This window comes from Trueperaceae bacterium (assembly GCA_019454765.1).
Taxonomy (GTDB): Bacteria; Deinococcota; Deinococci; order Deinococcales; family Trueperaceae; genus JAAYYF01.
In genome coordinates this window covers 1-19,272 of the sequence record JACFNR010000049.1, presented here as the reverse complement: position 1 = coordinate 19,272, position 19,272 = coordinate 1, and the positions used below count along the sequence as shown (strand labels likewise).

General features: G+C 71.1%; 13 protein-coding genes. 5 read left to right on the top strand and 8 right to left on the bottom strand.

Features of this window, described 5'->3' with window-relative positions; all coding sequences use genetic code 11:
• From rnr to rlmN, 6 genes are all read right to left on the bottom strand, one after another.
• The coding region (rnr, locus tag H3C53_11645; GenBank protein MBW7917319.1) for a ribonuclease R at positions 1-2,413 on the bottom strand (2,413 nt) is incomplete at its 3' end.
• 62 nt (positions 2,414-2,475) lie between these two features.
• Positions 2,476-3,426, bottom strand: a complete 951-nt coding sequence (locus H3C53_11640) for a polyprenyl synthetase family protein (protein ID MBW7917318.1) — start codon at positions 3,424-3,426, stop codon at positions 2,476-2,478.
• 36 nt (positions 3,427-3,462) lie between these two features.
• Positions 3,463-4,110, bottom strand: a complete 648-nt coding sequence (locus H3C53_11635; protein MBW7917317.1) for a redox-sensing transcriptional repressor Rex — start codon at positions 4,108-4,110, stop codon at positions 3,463-3,465.
• Positions 4,110-5,309 carry an SPOR domain-containing protein gene (locus tag H3C53_11630; protein MBW7917316.1) on the bottom strand — a complete coding sequence of 400 codons (1,200 nt, stop codon included), beginning with the start codon at positions 5,307-5,309 and terminating at the stop codon, positions 4,110-4,112. Before H3C53_11630 ends, H3C53_11635 begins: the two co-directional genes overlap by 1 nt.
• Positions 5,310-5,363: 54 nt before the next feature.
• Positions 5,364-6,893, bottom strand: a complete 1,530-nt coding sequence (locus tag H3C53_11625; protein ID MBW7917315.1) for a tetratricopeptide repeat protein — start codon at positions 6,891-6,893, stop codon at positions 5,364-5,366.
• Between the two features lie 284 nt (positions 6,894-7,177).
• On the bottom strand, positions 7,178-8,254 hold the full coding sequence (rlmN, locus tag H3C53_11620; protein ID MBW7917314.1) for a 23S rRNA (adenine(2503)-C(2))-methyltransferase RlmN: 1,077 nt from the start codon (positions 8,252-8,254) through the stop codon (positions 7,178-7,180).
• A gap of 117 nt (positions 8,255-8,371) precedes the next feature.
• Between rlmN and glgC the strand changes: the two genes are divergently transcribed.
• The 5 genes from glgC (at position 8,372) to H3C53_11595 (ending at position 17,460) form a co-directional block, all read left to right on the top strand.
• Positions 8,372-9,625, top strand: coding sequence for a glucose-1-phosphate adenylyltransferase (gene glgC, locus H3C53_11615; protein ID MBW7917313.1), 1,254 nt, complete (start codon positions 8,372-8,374; stop codon positions 9,623-9,625).
• A gap of 197 nt (positions 9,626-9,822) precedes the next feature.
• Positions 9,823-11,835: an ATP-dependent metallopeptidase FtsH/Yme1/Tma family protein gene (locus tag H3C53_11610; protein MBW7917312.1), complete on the top strand. Its 2,013-nt coding sequence runs from the start codon at positions 9,823-9,825 to the stop codon at positions 11,833-11,835.
• 56 nt (positions 11,836-11,891) lie between these two features.
• Complete coding sequence (locus tag H3C53_11605) at positions 11,892-13,643, top strand: PASTA domain-containing protein (GenBank protein MBW7917311.1); 1,752 nt, start codon at positions 11,892-11,894, stop codon at positions 13,641-13,643.
• A gap of 98 nt (positions 13,644-13,741) precedes the next feature.
• A complete protein-coding gene (locus H3C53_11600) occupies positions 13,742-15,505 on the top strand; it encodes an ABC transporter ATP-binding protein (GenBank protein MBW7917310.1) in 1,764 nt (587 codons plus the stop codon).
• Positions 15,506-15,618: 113 nt separating this feature from the next.
• On the top strand, positions 15,619-17,460 hold the full coding sequence (locus tag H3C53_11595) for an ABC transporter ATP-binding protein (protein ID MBW7917309.1): 1,842 nt from the start codon (positions 15,619-15,621) through the stop codon (positions 17,458-17,460).
• A 7-nt stretch (positions 17,461-17,467) separates the two neighbouring features.
• Here the strand turns inward: H3C53_11595 and H3C53_11590 are convergent, their stop codons facing one another.
• Complete coding sequence (locus tag H3C53_11590; GenBank protein ID MBW7917308.1) at positions 17,468-17,992, bottom strand: hypothetical protein; 525 nt, start codon at positions 17,990-17,992, stop codon at positions 17,468-17,470.
• A gap of 57 nt (positions 17,993-18,049) precedes the next feature.
• Positions 18,050-19,272, bottom strand: a 1,223-nt coding sequence (locus H3C53_11585) for a sel1 repeat family protein (GenBank protein ID MBW7917307.1), incomplete at its 5' end; no start/stop codon positions are given.

Below are 19,272 nucleotides of genomic sequence, written 5' to 3'. Positions count from 1 at the left end.
CCTGCTTCGGTGACGCCCGCTTGGGCCCCGCCCCGTCGGCTCCTGCCTGTTCGGACGCCTGCTTGGAACCCCGCGCCTTGCTGCTCGCCTTGGTCTCGCCCGCGGCCGCCGCGCCCGCCTTCTGCGCCTTGGCCGTCCCCTCCCTCGCGGCCTTGGAGGGAGCCTTGCCGCCCTTCTGGCGCTGCGCCCGGGAGCCCATCTCCGTGACGACGCCCTCCGCGGCTCCCTGCTGCGGCGACTTGAGCTTGGCGGGGGGTCGCGTCTCGGTCGACTTCTCCTCGGGCTCCGGCTCCGGCATGGGCATGTCGGCCGGGATGAGGTCGATCTGGCGCTGCGTGGGGTTGGCGGCGAGGACACGGACCTCCACGCGGTCGCCCATGCGGTAGCGCTTGCGCGTGTGCTTCCCCATCAGCATGAGCTGGTCCTCGATGTAGAGGTAGTAGTCGTCCACGAGGTGGCTGACGTGCATGAGCCCCTCGACCGCGTTGGGCAGTTCGAGGAACACCCCGAAGTTCGTGACCCCCACGACGATGCCGGTGAACGCCTCGCCCACGTGGTCCTTCGCCCAGCGGGCGTGGAAGTAGCGGGTCAGGTCGCGCTCGGCCTCCTCGGCCACGCGCTCGCGCTCGCTGGCGTGCTCCGCCAGCGCCGGGAAGTCCGTCTTCATGCGCTCCTTCAGCGTCGGCGAGAGCCGGTGCTGCAGGAGCGCCCGCACGACGCGGTGGACCACCAGGTCGGGGTAGCGCCGGATGGGGCTCGTGAAGTGCAGGTAGCTCTCGAACGCGAGCCCGAAGTGCCCGAGGTCCTCGCTCGAGTAGCGCGCCTGCTTGAGGCTGCGCAGCAGCAGCGTGCTCACCAGTTGCGCCTCCGGTTTGCCGGCGGCCTGGCGCAAGATGGCCTGGAGGTCCTGCGGCTTGGCGTGCTCGAGGTCCAGCACGTAGCCTAGGCGCGCCAGCGCCTTCTGCAGCGCCTGGATCTTCTCGGCGCTCGGGTCCTCGTGAACGCGGTAGAGGGCCGGCACCTCGCGACGGCTCAGCTCGCCCGCCACCAAGCGGTTGGCGAGCAGCATCATCTCCTCCACCAGCTGCCTGGCAGCGTTACTCTTCACGGGCGTCACGTGCAGCGCCCCCTGCTCGTCGACCTCGACGCGCGCCTCCGTGAAGTCGAAGTCGAGCGCGCCGGCGCCGATCCGAGCGCGGCGGAGCTCCTGCGTCAGGTTGTAGAGGACCTTGAGGTCGCGCTCGAGCTTGCGCTTGCCCGCCGGCATGCGCCCGCCGTCGAGGTACTCCTGCACCTCGCGGTAGGTGAGGCGCGCGTCGGACTGGATGACCGTCTCCTTGAACCTGAACGAGGTGACCTCTCCCGCTCGCGTGAGGTCGACGAACAGCGAGAGCGCCAGCCGCGCCTTGCCCTCGTCGAGGGAGCAGATGCCGTTGGAGAGCTCCTCGGGCAGCATCGGCAGCACGCGCCCCGGCAGGTAGACGGAGGTGGCGCGCGCCTCGGCCTCCTGGTCCAGGCTCGTGCCCTCCGCCACGTAGTAGCTGACGTCGGCGATGTGGACCCCGACACGTAGCGGGCCGTCACGAGTGGAGTCGAGGCGCTCGATGCTGAGGGCGTCGTCGAAGTCCTTGGCGTCCTCACCGTCGATGGTGAACGTGGTGATCTTGCGGCAGTCGGTGCGGCCCGCCATCATCTCGGCCGTGACCTCGTCGGGCACGGCGGCGGCCTCCGCCAGCGTGTGGGCGTCGAACTCGGCCTTGAGGTCGTACTTCACGATGACCGCGCGCGTCTCCACCTCGGGGTCGTCGGCGGTGCCAAGGAACTCCGTGACCTCGCCGAACGGCTCGCGCTCGCCCGACTCCTCCGGCCACACCATGCGCGCCACGATCCGCGAGCCGCCCTCCAGCTTGCCGACCGACTCGGGCGTGAGCAGGAGCCTGTTCTGCAGCCTGACGGAGTCGGGCCGCAAGATCGCGTAGCCGCGGGCGTACTCGAGCGTGCCGACCACGTGCTTGTAACCGCGTTCGATGATCCGCACGACCTCGCCAGACGGCCGGTCGTCCTCGCTCTTCATGGGGTTGGGGCGGGCCATGACGCGGTCGCCGTCCCAGGCACCCGCGAGGCGGTCGGCGGGCACGTAGAGGTCCTTGCCGCCCGCGTCGGGTATGACGAAACCGTACCCGCCCGAGGTGACCTGGAGGCGCCCCAGCACCATGTTCATCTCTTGCGGCAGACCGTAGGTGCGGCGCCGCGTCCGGATGAGGCGGCCGGCGTCGGCGAGTTCCGCGAGGAGGTGGCGCAGCGCCGCGCGGTCCTCGACCTTGAAGCGACGCTGGATGTCTTGTACGTGCCAGGGGCGTTCTGGATGCTCCACGAAGAAGCTCAGCACCTGGTCGGAGTCAATGTCTGGCATCGCCGGGTAGTGTAGCGCGTCGTCCGGCGCCGCCGCCCGCCTGGCCGCGTCCGGCCCGCGACTCACCGCAGGCGGGCGACCTCGCGCAGGGCAAGATCGACGAGCGCTTCGCGGGCGGGTGACGGCGCGAACGCCTCCAGCGCCTTGACCGCCTCCCCCGCCTGCGCCGCGATCTCGCGCCTGGTGGCGTCCGCGGCGCCGCTCGCCGTGGCCAGCTCGGCCACCCGCTCGACGTCGCCCTGCCTGGCGGCGCGGCGCGCGACGATGTCGCGGACCTCGTGCCCTCCCTGCTCGAGGAGGAGGGTGAGCACCGTGTGGGTGGCCTTGCCCTCGCGCAGGTCGCCGCCCACCGGCTTGCCGAGGGTCGCCGCGTCGCCGAGCAGGTCGAGGTAGTCGTCGCGGAGCTGGAAGGCGCGGCCGTACGCAAGGCCGTAGCGCCTCAGAGCCGCGAGCTCTTCGGTCGGCGCCCCCGCCAGCAGGCCCACCCCCTCGCTGGCGGCGGCGAGCAGGGCGGCCGTCTTGCCCTCGATGATGCGGCGGTAGTTCTCCCACGAGTAGTCCTGCAGGGTGGCGACCTGGAACTGGAGCACCTCGCCCTCACACACGTCCGCCGCCGCCTGCGCCATCAGCTCCGTGAAGCGGGCGCTACCGCTCTGCGCCAGGAGCCGCAGGACGCGAGCCAGCATGAAGTCGCCCGACATCACGCTGGCGACGTTGCCGTAGCGCCTGAAGGCGGCCTCACTCCCCCTGCGCGTGTCGGCGTCGTCGATGAGGTCGTCGTGGAGCAGCGAGGCCGAGTGGAACAGCTCCACGGCGAGCGCCACCCGCATGGCGGCCTCCGGCTCGGCGCGCAGCAGCCTGGCGGTCAGGAAGGCGACGCCCGGGCGCAGGCGCTTGCCGCCAGCCGCGACGAGGTCCGCACCTATCGCCTCGATGAACGCGACGGACGACCGCAGCTCAGCGGCGAGACGCTCCTCGAACAGGTTGAGTTCGGCTGCGACGAGTTCGAACACCGCTCAAGTATAAGCGGCCGCTTGTGCGGCCACGCACTAGCCGACCGGCGCCAGCTCCTCGTGCGGCTGCAGGTAGAAGGCCAGGCGCTTGAGCCCGGCGAGGAAGTCGACGGCCTCCACCCTCACGCGCTCGGGGACGCTGATGACCGTGGGCGCGAAGTTGAGGATGCCGCGCACGCCGGCCGCCACGATGAGGTCGGTGGCGGCCTGGGCGCTCGGGACCGGGACCGTGAGGAAGGCGATGTCGAGGGCGAGCTCCGCCGTGCGCCGAGCGAGCTCCTCCATGCCGTACACGGGCAACTCACCGATGGGGCGCCCCACCTTGCCGGGGTCGCGGTCGAAACCGCAGACGAGTTCGAAGTTGAAGCCGCTGAAGTGCGGGTAATCGGCCAACGCCTGGCCGAGCCTTCCCATGCCGACGATGGCCACGCGCCACGAGCGCGTCAGGCCGAGCGTGGCGCTCAGCTCGCGCCGCAAGATGGCGACCGTGTAGCCCCGCCCGCGCGTGCCGGAGGTGACCTTGGCGAGGAGCAGGTCCTTGCGGACCTGATGGGCCGACACCTGCGCGGCGCCGCCCAGGCGCTCCGATGTGGCGTAGACGACGCCTTCCGCCTCCATGTCCGCGAGGGCCCTGAGGTAACCCACGAGCCGACTCACCGTCACGGACGGCAGGTCTTTGTGCATCAGCGCACGAAGCTCTCGATGCCGGCGGCCGTCAACCGCGCCTGCGCGTCGCTGAGCGCCGACCCCTCGAACGGGCCGACGAGGAGCTTGAGCAGGTTCCCCTCCGTGCGTTCGGACACGGTGAAGCCGAGCTTCTCCAGTTGCCCGATCTGCGGCAGCGCGCTCTCGCGGCTACCGTACGCGCCGACCTGCAGGTAGCGGCCCGCCGCGGCGCCGGTCGCCGCAGCGGCGGTCGCCGGGGCGGCGGTCGCCGGGGCGGCGGTCGCCGCAGCGGCCGTAGGTGCGGCAGGCGCAGACGCGGCAGGCGTAGACGCGGCGGTCGCCGCAGGAGCGGCCGCGCCCGCCCCGCTCCCATCCGCGTCGTAGCGGTAGACCGTCGGGTCGGGGACGTCGAACCCGCCCCTGGCGACGGCGGCGGCAACGCTGCGGGCCTGCTCCTCCGTCTGATAGGGGCCGATCAGCACGATGGTCAGGTTGCCCTGGGACCCGAGAAGCACGGGGTAACCGGCGGCCTGGAAGGTGGCCGCCAGGCGCTGCGCGTTCTCGGCGTTGCCGAAGGCCCCCACCGACACCCGGTAGGAGCTCTCGGTCACCCCGGCGGTGGCGGCGCTGTTGCCGGGAGCGGCGACCGGGGTGGACGCCGGGGTGGACGCCGGGGTGGACGCCGGGGTGGACGCCGCGGCCGCGCTCGCGGCGGGCGTTGCCTGGGTGGCGGGAGCCGGGGTCGTGGCGACGGGCGCGGCGGTGCCGCCGGGGGCCGCGCCGGTCGCGGCAGGGCCGCTCGTGCCGCCGGCCGCCGGTGCGGGCGCGCCGCTGGGCGGCAGCACCGAGATGGGCGAGTCGCCCTGCGCCCCGGTCGACGGCGTTGCGCCGGGGGTGACGGCCCCCACATCAGCGGGGTCTGCCGCCGCCGCGGGGCCGCTCTGAGCCGTCGTGGCGGCGCCACCCGGCACCGCGCCGCCAGCCGGCACCGCAGCCGACGTGGGCGCCCCGTCGGGGGCGGGCGGCGTGGGCGACAGCGTGGAACTCTGCGTCGTGCTGGTCTGGCCTGCGCCACCCGCGTCGGTCCCGACGCGCGCGTTCTTCCCGACCGGGAAGAACGACCCTCCGGAGATGAGGGTGGCGATGATGCCGGCGATCACGGCCACGAGGGCCACGCCGATGAGGAGGTCGGGCCAATTGCGCCTTAGCCAGTCCATGGGTTCATCCTACCCTCGCGCCACGGGCCGCATACCGGCCGCCCCGCGGCCCCATCAGAGGTAGCTGCTGATCGCGCTGCAGGCCGGCTGGTAACCCTGCTGGCACGAGGTCACCCAGGCGTCGCGCGCGCCGCCGCGGCGGTCCTGCGAGTAGAGCGACCAGCCGAGGTTGTAGTGGCTCTCCGCGTCGGCGGGGTTCTGCCCGACCAGGAGCTGGTAGACGTTCTCGGCGTCCTCGTAGCGGTGCGCGGCGAGGTAGGCGGCGCCGAGGTTGACGCGCGCCTCGACGCTACCGGGGTTGAGCTGAACGGCGCGCTCGAAGCTCCGCACGGCGGCCTGGTAGTCGCTCTGCTGGTACGCGGCGAGCCCGACCCACAGTTGGACCTGAGCGTCGTTCGGTCGCTCGGCCAGCACCGCCTGAAGGTCGGCGGCCGCCCCCACGAAGTCGCCCTGGCGGTAGAGGGCGCGCCCGGCGATAAAGCGAGCCTCGGTGACGAGGGCGGGGTCGGTCAGGCGCGCGATGGCCTCGCGGGCGTTCGCCAGCGCCTGCACGGCGTTGGCGAGCTGGTCGTTGGCGGTCGCGAGGGCGAGGTAGACCTCGGCGCGCTCCGGGTCGAGGCGCTGCGCCGTCTGCAGGGCACCGAGCGCCTCGCGGGTCTGGCCCCCCTCCAGGTAGGCCACGCCAAGGTTGTACTGCGCCTCCCACGAGGCCGGGTCGACCAGGGCGGCGCGTTCGAACGAGTCGCGCGCCTGCGAATCGCGGCCAAGGCCGGCCTGCAACGTGCCGAGCTTGACGAGCGTGCTGGCCTGGGCGGCCGCGTCGGCGGCCTTCTCGGCCTTCTGCAGCGCGCGCTCGAGCGACCAGATGCCGTAATCGATCTGGCCCTGGCTCACGTAGATGTCGGAGATGAGCGCGCTGACGCGGTAGTCGCCGCTGCTCGCCTCCAGCGCGGTGAGCTCGGGCAGCGCCTCGAGCCCCTTGCCGGCGCGCAGCAGGGCCTGGCCGCGCCTCAGGACGTAGTCGGAGTTGGCGGGTTCGAGCTCGAGCGCGGCGGCGTACGCCTTGGCCGCGCCGTCCCAATCCTCGGAGAGCTCGAGCTGGGCTGCCAGGCCGAGCTGGGCCTGCACGCGGTCGGCCGGGCTCGCCTCCGGCGCCGCCTGCGCGATGGCCTCCGCGAACGCCGCGGCGGCGTCGGCGGGGCGCCGCAGGCGCGCCAGGGTGACGCCCCGGTTGAACTGGCCGTCGAACCGTTCGGGGAACAGGCGCGTGACCTCGGTGAACTCGAACAGCGCGGCCTGGAAGTCGCCGCGCGAGAACTCGGCGAGGCCGAGGCCGTAGTGCGCGTCACCGGAGGAGTAGTCGAGGGCGATGGCCTCGAGGTAGCTCTCCTTGGCGAGCTCGAACTCGCCCTGGGAGTAGTAAGCGTTGCCGAGCGCGACCCAGGCGACGACGCTGCCGGGGTTCGAGGTCACCTCGGCGCGCAGTTGGGCGACAGACTGTCCCCACGCTGGTGTGAGCAGGAGCAGTGCGGCTAACGCGACGAGTGCCGCTCGGCCGCTCCACCTGCGGGTTCCACTGTTCATGCCTGCCTCCAGATCGCTCGGTCAGCTCGCTTCGTGCGGCCCTGCCGGGGTCGACCGTCTCCCGGGCGGGAGTTCCCGGCGGTTGACCCGCCCGGCGGCACCCCGCACCTAGCGAGAGTCGCCGTCAAGTCTATACCGCCCTCCACGGCGCATCTTGTGAAATCATCCACCCATCTGGCCTCGCGCCGGCGCCGCTTCTTCCCTCGGAGACGGGGTTAACCGCCGGCCGCCTGCCGCGCCCGGCGCCCGGGTCCGCGGCGCGACCCGCCTCGCCGGCGCCAGGGTCAGGCGGGAGGCGTGACGACGCCCGAGTCGGCCACCGAGGCAGCGTCCGCGCCCTGCAGGGCGAGCTGCCCGCAGGCGGCGCCGGCGTCGCGGCCGCGGCTGAAGCGCACCGAGACGCTGACGCCCCTGGCGGCGAGCCGGGCCTGGAAGCGCGTGAGCTTCTCCCTGGGCGTGCCGACGAAACCGGAGCCCGTCCACGGGTTGAACGGGATGAGATTGACGTGGCTCGTCAGGCCCCGGAGGAGCTCGGCGAGCATGTCGGCCTGCCAGTCGTGGTCGTTGACGCCCTCGAGCATCGTGTACTCGATGGTCACCCGGCGCGAGGTGGCGTCCTGCCAGTCGCGCAGCGCGGCCATGATGTCCGGCACGCCGTGAGCGAGCGCCGTGGGGATGATGCGTTGCCTGGTCTCCTGGTCGGGCGCGTGCAGGCTCACGGCCAGCACGAGGGGCAACCCCTCGCCCGCCAGCTTGCGGATGCGGCTGGGGAGTCCGACGGTGGACAGGGTGATGCGGCGCGGGGACATGTCGAGCCCGAGGGGGTCGAGGTACGTGCGGATGGCCCCGATGGCGTTGTCGTAGTTGAGCAGCGCCTCGCCCATGCCCATCAGGACGACGTTGCGGATGGTGGTGGGCGCCACGCCCTCGTGACGCGCCACCTCGACGAGCTGCGCCACGATCTCGCCCCGCGTGAGGTTGCGCCCGAACCCCATGGCGCCGGTGGCGCAGAAGGCGCAGCCGGCAGGGCAGCCGACCATGGAGCTGACGCACACCGTGCGCCGCCCCGCGTACGGCATGTAGACGGCCTCCGTCTGCTTGCCGTCCCTGAGGGTGAAGAGGTAGCGCACCGACCCGTCGTCCGACGGGAAGCGCCGGAAAGCCACGAACGGGCTCGGCGCGACGTTGGCCTGGAGCCAATCGCGGACGCCCTGCGGGAGGTCGGTCATGGCCGAGGGATCCGTCACGCCGCGGCCGTACACCCAGGCGCCGACCTGCCGGCGCCGGAACGCCCGCTCGCCCTCGGGCAGGGGGAGCTCCGCCACGGGGGCGTCGAACAGCGTGGGAGGGGCAGCTGGCATGGGAGCCACGCTACCGCGCCGGAGGCGGGCTATCATGCAGCAACGCCGACAAGGGCCGCGTGCCCTGCTGCATGGCAGCCACGCGCTCACCCGCCGGGGCACGCGTCTGGAGGGCCGATGCTCAGTCGCAAGGTCAAGGTCATCGGGATGGTTCTCGCGGGCGGCAAGGGCTCCCGCCTCCACCCCTTAACGTGGCGCCGCACCAAGCCGGCCGTGCCCTTCGGCGCCAAGTACCGCATCATCGACTTCGCCCTGAACAACATGATCAACTCGGGCGTCTACGGCATCTACGTACTCACTCAGTTCAAGGCGCAGAGCCTGACCGAGCACATCCAGCGCCACTGGCGCTTCGGCACCTTCCTCGACGACCACTTCATCACGCTCGCCCCGGCGCAGATGTACCTGTTCGAGGAGCTGGGGGCCGAGTGGTACCGCGGGACGGCCGACGCCATCTACCAGAACCTGCACCTGATCGACAACAACCGCGCCGACCTGGTGGCCATCTTCTCGGGCGACCACATCTACAAGATGGACATCAGCCACATGGTGGAGTACCACCTCCAGCACGGGGCCGACGTCACGATCTCCGCCTACCCCACGCCCGTCGAGGAGGGGCGGCGCTTCGGGGTCCTGCAGGTGGACGCCGACTGGCGCATCACGGAGTTCAACGAGAAGCCCGAGAACCCCGAACCCATGCCGGGCCGGCCGAGTCACTGCCTCGCCAGCATGGGCAACTACGTCTTCACGGTCGACGTCCTGATGCAGATGCTCAAGGACGACGCCAACCGGCCCGACTCGGACCACGACTTCGGGAAGGACGTGCTGCCGCGCGCGCTCGGGGACGGCAAGCGGCTCTTCGCGTACGACTTCGCGCGCAACCCGATCAGGGGCCAGGTCGGGCCGAACACCTACTGGCGCGACGTTGGCACGCTCGACAGCTACTGGGCCGCGAACATGGACCTGGTGGCGGTGAAGCCCGAGTTCGACCTGTACAACGAGGAGTGGCCCCTGCGCACGTCGGCCGAGTTCTCGGCGCCGGCCAAGTTCGTGCACGAGGAGGAGGGGCGGCGCGGTCAGGCGTTCAACTCGCTGCTGGCCGGCGGGGTGATCATCTCCGGCGCCACGTTGAGGCGCACGATCGCCTCGCGCCGGGTGCGCGTCAACTCGTACGCCACCGTGGAGAACTCCGTGCTGCTCGACAACGTGGTCATCGGCCGCCGCGCCACCATCCGCAACGCCATCGTCGACAAGAACGTGACCGTCCCGGAAGGCGAGACGCTCGGGGTCGACCTCGACCAGGACCGGGCGCGCGGCCTGGTGGTGACGGAGAGCGGCATCGTGACCGTGCCCAAGGGGTTCAAGTTCGGCTGAGCCGGGCCCGCGGCGGGGTGGCCCGCGCCGGCGCCGTCCGCACGGTTAACGTTGCGCCAAGGGCGAACGACGCCACGGTACAGTGTTGGCTCATCGTCCGGTGCTACGCTTTGCCTACTGGACCACGGTACCTCGTGGCCTTAGTCCGAAGCCCCGCCACCCTCGGCCGGCCTGGAACCCAGACCCTGGAGGCGTTCTTGAAACGATCGTTCAACCCCTGGCTGTTCGTGATGCTGCTCATACTGGGCATCTTCGTGTTCAACCAGTTCAACTCCGGTTCGAGCAGCCGCGAGATCAACTTCTCCACCTTCACGGGGTTGGTCGAACAGGGCAAGGTGGCGTCCGTCGTCATCGATCGCAATAGCGGGGTCATCAACGGCGAGCTCACCAGCGAGTCGCAGGTCGTGGTCAACGGCGAACCGCAGACGATCCGTTCGTTCCGCACCACCACCATCCTCACCGACACGCTCCTCTCCGAGCTGCGTAAGGACGTCTCCAGCGTCACCATCCGCAACCCACCGCAGTGGCTCGGCATCCTGCTGGGCTCGATACTGCCCATCGTCCTGCTCCTCGGCTTCTTCTGGTTCATCTTCATGCGCGCCCAGGGCGGGCCGAACCAGGTGATGCAGTTCGGGCAATCGCGCGCCAAGACGTTCGGGCGCGAGAACAAGGTGAACACCACCTTCAACGACGTCGCCGGTCACAAGGAGGCCAAGCAGGAGCTCGTCGAGGTCGTCGACTTCCTCAAGACGCCTCAGAAGTACCTGCGCATCGGCGCCGAGATCCCCAAGGGCGTGCTGCTGGTCGGCCCTCCCGGCACGGGCAAGACGCTGCTGGCGCGCGCCGTGGCGGGCGAGGCCGGCGTGCCGTTCCTCACGGTGTCGGCCTCGGAGTTCATGGAGATGTTCGTTGGCGTGGGCGCCAGCCGCGTGCGGAGCCTGTTCGAGGAGGCCCGCAAGTCGGCGCCCTCCATCATCTTCATCGACGAGCTCGACTCCATCGGCCGGCGCCGCGGCGCCGGCATCGGCGGCGGTCACGACGAGCGCGAGCAGACCCTGAACCAGATCTTGAGCGAGATGGACGGTTTCGAGAAGGACACGTCGGTCATCATCATCGCGGCCACCAACCGCCCCGACATCCTCGACCCCGCCCTCCTGCGACCCGGCCGCTTCGACAGGCAGGTAACCATCGGCCTGCCCACCATGACGGAGCGCGAGGAGATCCTCAAGGTGCACGTCCGCAACAAGCCCGTCACCGACGACGTGAGCCTGCGGCGACTGGCGGAGGCCACCCCAGCGTTCTCCGGCGCCGACCTCGAGAACCTCACCAACGAGGCGGCGCTCATCGCGGCGCGCAACGACAAGCAGGTCATCACCTGGGTCGACTTCAACGAGGCGCTCGACCGCATCACCCTCGGCCTGAGGCGCGGCAGTCTCGTGCCCTCGGAGGAGGAGCGCCGCATCCTCGCCTTCCACGAGGCGGGGCACGCCGTGGCGTACGCGGCGCAACCCGAGCTGGGCGACATCCGCAAGGTGACCATCATGCCGCGCGGCGGCGCCGGCGGCTTCATGGCGCCCCTGAGCAAGGAAGAGATGTTCTACAACGTGCAGCGGTTCAAGGCGCAGCTGGTGGTGGCGTTCGCCGGCCGCCAGGCTGAGAAGCGCATCACCGGCACCATCTCGTCGGGCGCGAGCAACGACCTCAAGCAGGCCACCGACATGGCCAAGCAGATGGTCTTGGACCTCGGCATGGGCTCGCAAGAGTTCCTGGCGTGGGGCTCAGATCAGGGACCCATCTTCCTGGGGGGCGAGATCTCGCGCCGCAAGGACTTCTCCGAGGAGACTGCGCGCCAGGTCGAGGAGGAGGTCTCGGGGATCCTCGAGGCGGCCTACCGCGACTGCGAAGCGCTGATAGAGAGCAACTGGGATACCGTGGAGGCCGTCGCCACTGCGCTGCTCAAGCGCGAGACGCTCGACGGCAAGCTCATCCACCGCGCGCACGCGCTGGCGCAGGAGGGTAAGTCGGCCGAGGAGATCGCCGACTGGATCGTCGAGACGGCCGCGGAGAACGAGCGTCGCGCCCAGGCGGCGGACGACCGTGAGCGGCGCGCCGCCGAGGAGGAGCGCCGCCGCAAGACGGCCGAGAGTAGCGGGCGGCCGCCCATCGAACCGCGCCCCGAGCCGCGCCCAGCGAGCGAGTCGGGCGACTGAGGCGCGACCCGCCCGGCCGCGCGCAGTCGCCCGGCGGCCCGGCGCCCTGAACCCAGATGTCGTTGCTCGACGGTAGGTACGAGGTCATCGGGCAACACGCCCTCGAGGGGGGCGTGACCCTGTTCCAGGCCACCGCCCCGGACGGGGCGCCCCTCCGCATCGAGTGGTTCGAGGTCGCCCCCGATCAGGAGGGCGACTTCGAGGCCTACCGCCGGCTCCTGAGGCGCCTGAAGCGGGCGGGGGTGGCGGCGGTTCACGACGTGATAGCCCGACCCGGCGCCCATTACGTGGCGTGGGAGGTGCCGCCGCCGCAGGCCTCACCCGCCGCGGCGGGGGGCGGCTCCCTCGCGGGCGCGCAGGCGCCGGGCCTGCCGAGCGGCCTCGCCGAGGAGCTGGCGGCGCTGGGGTACTCGCTGGACGCCGCCGACCTCAGGCGCCTGCCGACCCGCCCACCGCGCGTGGCGCTCTACGGGCTGACCTTCGGCGCGGCCGCGTCGCCCCGGCCAGCCACGGCGCCCACGACCGGGGCCGCCACGCCGGAACGACCGCTGCGACCCCCGGAGCCCCCGCTCGAGCGCGGCGCGCGCTGGGTCGGCAGCTTGTCGCCCAGGGCGCTCTCGTGGACGCTGGCGCTCGTCCTGGCCGGCGGCGCCCTGGTGATCGCGGCGGCCAAGTTCTGGTCCAGCCGCGTCGACGCGGTCGTGACGGTGCCCGAGGTCGTGGGGCGGGACGCGCAGGCGGCCGCGCTGACGCTGAGGCAGCTCGGTCTCGGCGTGAGCGGCGACCCCATCGTGTCGGACGAGCCCGCCGGCACCGTGCTGGCAGTGGAGCCGGTCGCCGGCACCAACCTGCGGCCCGGGCGCAGCGTGTTGCTGCGGTACGCCCTGCCGACGGGGGGACTCGGGGGGCTGGAGGTGCCGTCGCTGCTCGGCATGGCGTACCCGAGCGAGGTGGAGCAGGCGCTCGAGCGGGCCGGCCTGCGCCTGGGTGAGGTGGCTCGCGTCCACGCACCCAGCCCGGCCGGCACCGTCATCGGGCAGGACGTGGATCCCGGCAGCCGGATCGGTGCGGGCGACGCCGTGACGGTGCTCGTGAGCATGGGCCCGCAACCGGTCCTCACGTTCGTCCCCGACCTCGTCGGGTCGACCGTCGACGCTGCCATGGCCGTGGCGCAGGTGGCGGGGATCCCTCCCGAGCGCGTGTTCGTCGACGAGGTCGTGAGCTCGGGGCGCGCGCGCGGCACGGTGGTCGAGCAGTCGCTCGCGCCGTTCGTGCAGGTCCCCCGCGACGAGGCCGTGTTGCGGCTGGTGGTCGCCGCCGGCCAAGCCGCCGCGCCGGACCCGGCCGTGGGAGCGCCGGACCTGGTGGGGATGCCGCTGGCGCGCGCCAAGGAGGTGGCGGCCGGGTGGGACGTTCAGGTGGTGACCTTGAGCAACCCCGGCCTGCCGGTGGGAGTGGTGGCGCAAGAGCCCGCTCCGGGCGGTGGCGCCGCCGCCAACGGGGCCACCCTCGTGCTGAGCGTGAACGCGCACCCCGTGCCGCTGAGCACGGCCGGCGTGCGGGCGGTCGTGCGCCGACCCACCCTGCGTCAGGTCCCCTACGCTTGGACCATCCAGCCCGGCATCCGCACCCAGGAGGGGGAGGTATGGGCCTCCGACCTGAGCGGCAACCGGGAGTTCGTCGGGCGCGTGACGGTGCGGGGCGGCGAGGTCCTGCGCGGCACGTTCACGACGGTGACGGCGGGACCTATCAGCTTCGAGTTGCTCATCGGAGGGGTTCCCTACGGCGAGGCGCTCTTGGTACCATGACGGTTCTGCCTCGCGGTATAGTCGCCGCTGGCAATTTCGGCGGTCGCCTATGAAGCCCGGTCCGGCGCCGCGCCGCCGCCGCCGAACCGAGGAGCCCAGTGCTGCAGACCGTCCGTGACCTCGCGCCCTACCTGCGTCCACACCGCTGGAAGCTCGTTGCCGGGCTAGTCCTCATCGTGGTGAACGGGTTCTTCGCGACGCTCGCCCCCATCATCCCCGGACGAGCCATCGACGAGTTCCGCAACCAGACGATGACCATGGGCCGGCTGTGGCTGTACGTTGCGGCCATCGTGGGGGTGATGGCCGTGGCGGCCGTGGCCATGGTGCTCGTGCGGCGCCTCTTCCTCTACGCCAGCTGGGAAGTGCAGTTCGACATCAGGCACGACATCTTCAAGCACTTCACGCGCCTCGATGGCGGCTACTTCGACCGCACGCGCGTGGGCGACCTCATGGCCCGCCTCACCGCGGACCTCGGCGCGGTGCGCATGCTGGCCGGCGTGGCCGTCTTCCAGGGCCTCAACACGCTGCTCCTCTTCGGCTTCACCTTCTACCGCATGTTCGCGCTGAGCCCGCAACTGTCGCTCATCACCCTCGCCACGGCGCCCCTCATCTCGCTCCTCTTCTACCTGCTGCTGCGCGTGGTGCACCGCCGTTACAAGTACGTGCAGGAGCAGTTCTCCGACGTCTCCTCCATGGCGCAGGAGAACTTCTCCGGCATCCGCGTCGTGAAGGGCTTCGGCATCGAGGAGCGCGAGGTGAGCACCTTCGGACGCCTCAACGACGAGTTCGTGAAGCGCAACCTCGCCCTCACGCGCGTCGACGGCCCCCTCAACCCCATGATGGAGTTCCTCTTCGGCCTGACCATGGCGCTCCTCCTGCTCGTGGGCGGCCGCCTCGTCCTGGGCATCGGCGGCGACCTGACCGTGGGCGAGTTCTCCAGCTTCGTCTTCCTCTACGAGGGCATCCAGTGGCCCATGATCGCCCTCGGCTGGATCGGCAGCCTCCTGCAGCGCGGCTCGACGTCGTGGGGTCGCCTCAAGGAGATCCTCACGGCCGCGCCGGCCGTGGGCGATGGCGAGCAGACCGACTACTCCCTGCGGGAGATCCGGGGCCGCATCGAGTTCGACGGCGTCTCCGTGATCTTCGACGGCGTGAAGGCCCTCGACCGGGTCAGCTTCGTGGTCGAGGCCGGCGAGTCGGTGGGCATCACCGGGCGAACCGGCGCGGGCAAGACGCTCATCGTCAACCTGATCGCGCGCGTCATCGACCCCGACGAGGGCCGGATCCTGATCGACGGCGTCGACCACCGCTGCTTCCCCGTAGAGGTGTTGAGGCGCTACATCGGGCTCGTGCCGCAGGAGCCGTTCCTCTTCTCCGACACGATCGCCGACAACATCGCCTACGGCCTGCCGGAGGCCCCCACCGAGGAGCTGGCGCCGCGTGTGCTCGCCGCCGCGGACCTGGCTCAGCTCACGGGCGACATCGAGGACCTCCCCCTCGGCTTCGACACGCGCCTGGGCGAGCGCGGCGTGACCCTCTCCGGTGGCCAGCGCCAACGCACGGCCATCGCGCGCGCCCTGGTGCGCGACCCGTCGATCCTCATGTTCGACGACGCCCTCTCGGCGGTCGACACCCAGACGGAGGCGCGCATCCTGGAGGGGCTGGCCGAGGCGCAAAGGGGCCGCACGACGGTCATCGTCGCGCACCGGATCAGCGCCTTCCAGAACACGCACCGGGTGCTGGTGCTTGCCGACGGGCGGGTGGTGGAGCAGGGGACGCACGATGAGCTCCTCGCCCTCGAGGGCTGGTACGCCGACATGGACCGGCGCCAGAAGCTGGAAGCCGACCTGGAGGCGGCGTGATCGCCGCCGGCCGCCGGCGCCCGCCGGACCTGCTCGACACCGACCTGCCGGGTTACTCGGTCGAGGACGCCAAGGCCGCCTACCGCACCCGCAGCAAGGAGCGGCGCCGGGCCATGCGCGCCGAGAGCGTGCGCGACGAGGACGGCGAGGCGTTCGAGAAGGCCTACGACCAGGGCATCATGTTGCGGCTCCTCAGGTACCTGAAGCCGTACCGCTTGCAGCTGGTGTTGGGCGTCTCCCTGCTCCTGCTCAACAGCGCCCTCACCCCCGTCTTCCCCACCCTGCTCGCGCGCGCCCTCGACGACTACATCATCGCCAAGGCCGAGCCGTTCGCCGGGTTCACCGTCGACGAGCGGCTGCGCGGCCTCCTCATGGTCGTGGTCCTCTACCTTGGCCTGCGCCTGGCCAGCTTCGCGATCCGCTACGGCTACACCTACCTGATCTCGTGGCTGGGGCAGCGCATCATCTACGACGTGCGCCGCGAGATCTTCGGCAAGATCCAGCGCCTGCACATGGGCTTCTTCGACCGCACCCCCGTGGGTCGCCTCATCACCCGCATCACGAGCGACGTGGACGCCATCCAGCAGATGATGACCGACGGCGTGGTCGGCCTCATCGCCGACGTGGGGCTGATGGGCGGCCTCCTCATCTACATGTTCACCATCAACTGGCGCATGGCCCTCATCACCCTGGTGGTCATGCCGCCCCTGTTCCTGGCGCTGAACCTGCTGAGGCGCCGCATCCGCGTGGCGTACCGCGCCGTCCGGTTGCGGACGTCGCGCTCGAACGCCTTCCTGGCCGAGAACCTGAGCGGCATGAAGACGGTGCAGCTCTTCAACCGCGAGGCGCGCAACGCCCGCCGCTTCGACGAGCTCAACCTGGAGCTACTCGACGCCAACAACGAGCAGGTGCGTTGGTTCAGCCTGTTCTTCCCGACGGTCGGGATAATGAGCTCCATCTCGACGGCCCTCATCCTCTTCTACGCCGGCACGCAGCTCGTCCCCGGCATCGTGGGTTTCGTCACCATCGGCACTCTCGTGGCCTACATCCAGTACTCGGGCATGTTCTTCCGGCCGCTACAGGACCTGTCGGACAAGTTCAACATCATCCAGGCCGCCATGGCGTCGAGCGAACGCATCTTCGGGCTCCTCGACACACCCGAGGCGGTGAGCGACAGGCCCGACGCGCTCGCGTTCGACCAGCCGTTCAGGGGCGAGGTCGAGTTCGAGGACGTGTGGTTCGCCTACGACGGCGAGGAGTGGGTGCTGCGCGGCGTCGACTTCACGATCGCGCCGGGCGAGTCGGTGGCGTTCGTAGGGCACACGGGCGCCGGCAAGACGACGATCATCAGCCTCGTCAGCCGCTTCTACGACGTGCAACGCGGGCGCGTGAAGATCGACGGTCGCGACGTGCGCGACTACGACCAGGTCCAGCTGAGACGGCATGTGGGCATCGTGCTGCAGGACCCGTTCCTGTTCTCCGGCACCGTGCGGAGCAACATCACGCTGGGGGACGACTCCGTTCCGCAGGCGCAGGTCGAGGAGGCGGCGCGTTTCGTGAACGCCCACGGCTTCATCTCCAAGCTCCCCGACGGCTACGACACCCCGGTCCTCGAGCGCGGCGCCGGCTTCTCGACCGGCCAGAAGCAGCTGATCGCCTTCGCCCGCGCGCTGGTGCAGAACCCGGACATCCTCCTCGTCCTGGACGAGGCGACCGCCAACGTCGACACGGAGACCGAGGAGCTCATCCAGGACGCCCTCAAGAAGCTGATGCAGGGGCGCACGAGCATCATCATCGCGCACCGGCTATCGACGATCCAGGACGTGGACCGCATCATGGTCATGCGCAAGGGCCGCCTCATCGAGGAGGGCAACCACTTCGAGCTCCTCAAGCTCGACGGCTACTACCGCAAGCTGTACGAGCTGCAGTACCAGGAGCGCGCGACGGAGGCGTGAGCGGCGCTCACTTCAGGACGACGCGGTAGTAGAACGGCTCCTCCTGGCCGGGCTCGAGCGGGATCAACAGCGTCCAGCGGATCATGGTGTACTCCCCCGGCTCGGCCACCCGCCGCGCCGTCTCGGTGCCGACCAGCACGGGTGCTTCGGAGAAGTTGACGCCGTCGACGGAGAACTCGGTCAGCAGCTTGTCCGAGGAGGGGGTCGCCGAGTTGGCGACGTACTCCATGCCGTCTTGCACGGGCCCGTAGATCTGCACGACGCCGGCCGGGAGCGTCGTCTCGCCGGAGTTCGTCGCGAAGATGCGGTACTCCACGACCTGGCCCGGGATGGCCTGCGTGGCCGGGGTGAAGCGCTCCTCCTTGCCGCCGTCCGCGAGCGTGACCTGGCTGACGACGTAGATCTCGCTCCGGAACGTTATCGGGTTGGGAGCCTGCGCGGCCGCGAGGCCGAGGGTGGCGGTCGCCAGCACCGCCGCGGCGAGGGCGGAGAGGCGCTTGTACGCGGTGAGCTTGGCTGCACGGCTTCTCATCGGCCTAAAGATAACAGCCATTGATGACGACTCCTTGAGGCCGGGTGAACGCTTCCCTTACGGTTCGGGGGGCGGGGCGGTCTCCGCGACCCCCACCGCCTCGCGCGCGAACGCGACGTAGTCGGCGGCGGCGGCGAGCCCCCCGGCCGCTGCCGCCTCGAACTCGGCCAGCGCCGCCGCCGGGTCTCGCGCCACGCCCTTGCCGTGCAGGAGTAGCTTGCCGTACTCGAACCTCCCCTTGGGGTCGCCGGTGGCGGCCGCGCGAGCGTAGAGGGCGGCCCCCTTCGCGTCGTCGAGCTCCACGCCCATCCCCCTCAGGTAGAGGTCGCCAAGCGCGAGTTGCGCGTCGACGAGCCCGGCCTCGGCGGCCCGCCGGTAGTAGCCGGCCGCTCTGGCGTTGCTCCACGGTTGGCCCAGGCCGTTCTGCGCCATGTAGCCGAGGTAGTACTGGGCGTCGGGGTTGCCGTCCTCCGCCTCGGGCTCCCACGCCCTAAGTGCCGTGACGAAGTCGCCCTTCCTGAAGGCCGCCATGCCGGTGGCGAAGGCCGTCACGCCGGCGCCGCTACGCGCCCTGTCGGCCATGACGAACTGCAACAGCAGGAAGACGGCGATGGAGACGACAAGGCCCCACATCAGGAAGACGCGCAGGCGGGGGCCCTCGCGCGGCGGCACGGCGCCGAGGTGGGCGAAGTCGACGTCGCGATGCACCTTGGGCGCGCCGCGCCCCGCGCTCCAGCCCCGCTCCTCCTCCCAGGAGGCGGTTGCCTGGCCGTCGCCGGGAACGAGGGGGACCTCGCCGGGGTCGAAGCCGTACTCGTCGTGCGGTGACGGCACCCAGCGGGTCGAGGTCGAGAACGGCGAGACGCCGCCCTCCGGCACGCGCGGACCGAGCCGGTCGGCCTCCTCCTCGGCCTCGGCGCCGGCGCCGTACCGTTCGCCCCAGCTCCGGGGGCCGGAGCCGAGGTCGCCGGCGTCGTCGACAGTGCCGTGGGAGTAGGACTCCAGGCCCATCCCGGACCGGTCCCCCTCCGGCAGGTCGGCGCCGTGCGGGTCGGGGTCGGCGCGGTCGATCCTCGCACGGTCCGCCGACTCATCGTCGTCGTCGCGGAGCGGCGCTTGCCAGACGCCCACGCCGGGCTCGTCCTCCCACCCCAGCGCGGCCGGCCAACGACCTGAGCGCTCCCCTGAGGCGGTGGAGCGTGGGTCGTCGGCCGGCTCGTCGTCCCGGTCGTCGTAAGCAGCGTAAGGCGCCTGCTGAGGCTCCTCGTAGGGCGCCTCGT

Bases quoted from the DNA above. Each gene is read 5' to 3' on its own strand.
- H3C53_11635 (MBW7917317.1), bottom strand. From the start codon at position 4,110: ATGCACAAAGACCTGCCGTCCGTGACGGTGAGTCGGCTCGTGGGTTAC.
- H3C53_11630 (MBW7917316.1), bottom strand. From the start codon at position 5,309: ATGGACTGGCTAAGGCGCAATTGGCCCGACCTCCTCATCGGCGTGGCC.
- H3C53_11625 (MBW7917315.1), bottom strand. From the start codon at position 6,893: ATGAACAGTGGAACCCGCAGGTGGAGCGGCCGAGCGGCACTCGTCGCG.
- rlmN (MBW7917314.1), bottom strand. From the start codon at position 8,254: ATGCCAGCTGCCCCTCCCACGCTGTTCGACGCCCCCGTGGCGGAGCTC.
- glgC (MBW7917313.1), top strand. From the start codon at position 8,372: ATGCTCAGTCGCAAGGTCAAGGTCATCGGGATGGTTCTCGCGGGCGGC.
- H3C53_11605 (MBW7917311.1), top strand. From the start codon at position 11,892: ATGTCGTTGCTCGACGGTAGGTACGAGGTCATCGGGCAACACGCCCTC.
- H3C53_11595 (MBW7917309.1), top strand. From the start codon at position 15,619: ATGCGCGCCGAGAGCGTGCGCGACGAGGACGGCGAGGCGTTCGAGAAG.
- H3C53_11590 (MBW7917308.1), bottom strand. From the start codon at position 17,992: ATGAGAAGCCGTGCAGCCAAGCTCACCGCGTACAAGCGCCTCTCCGCC.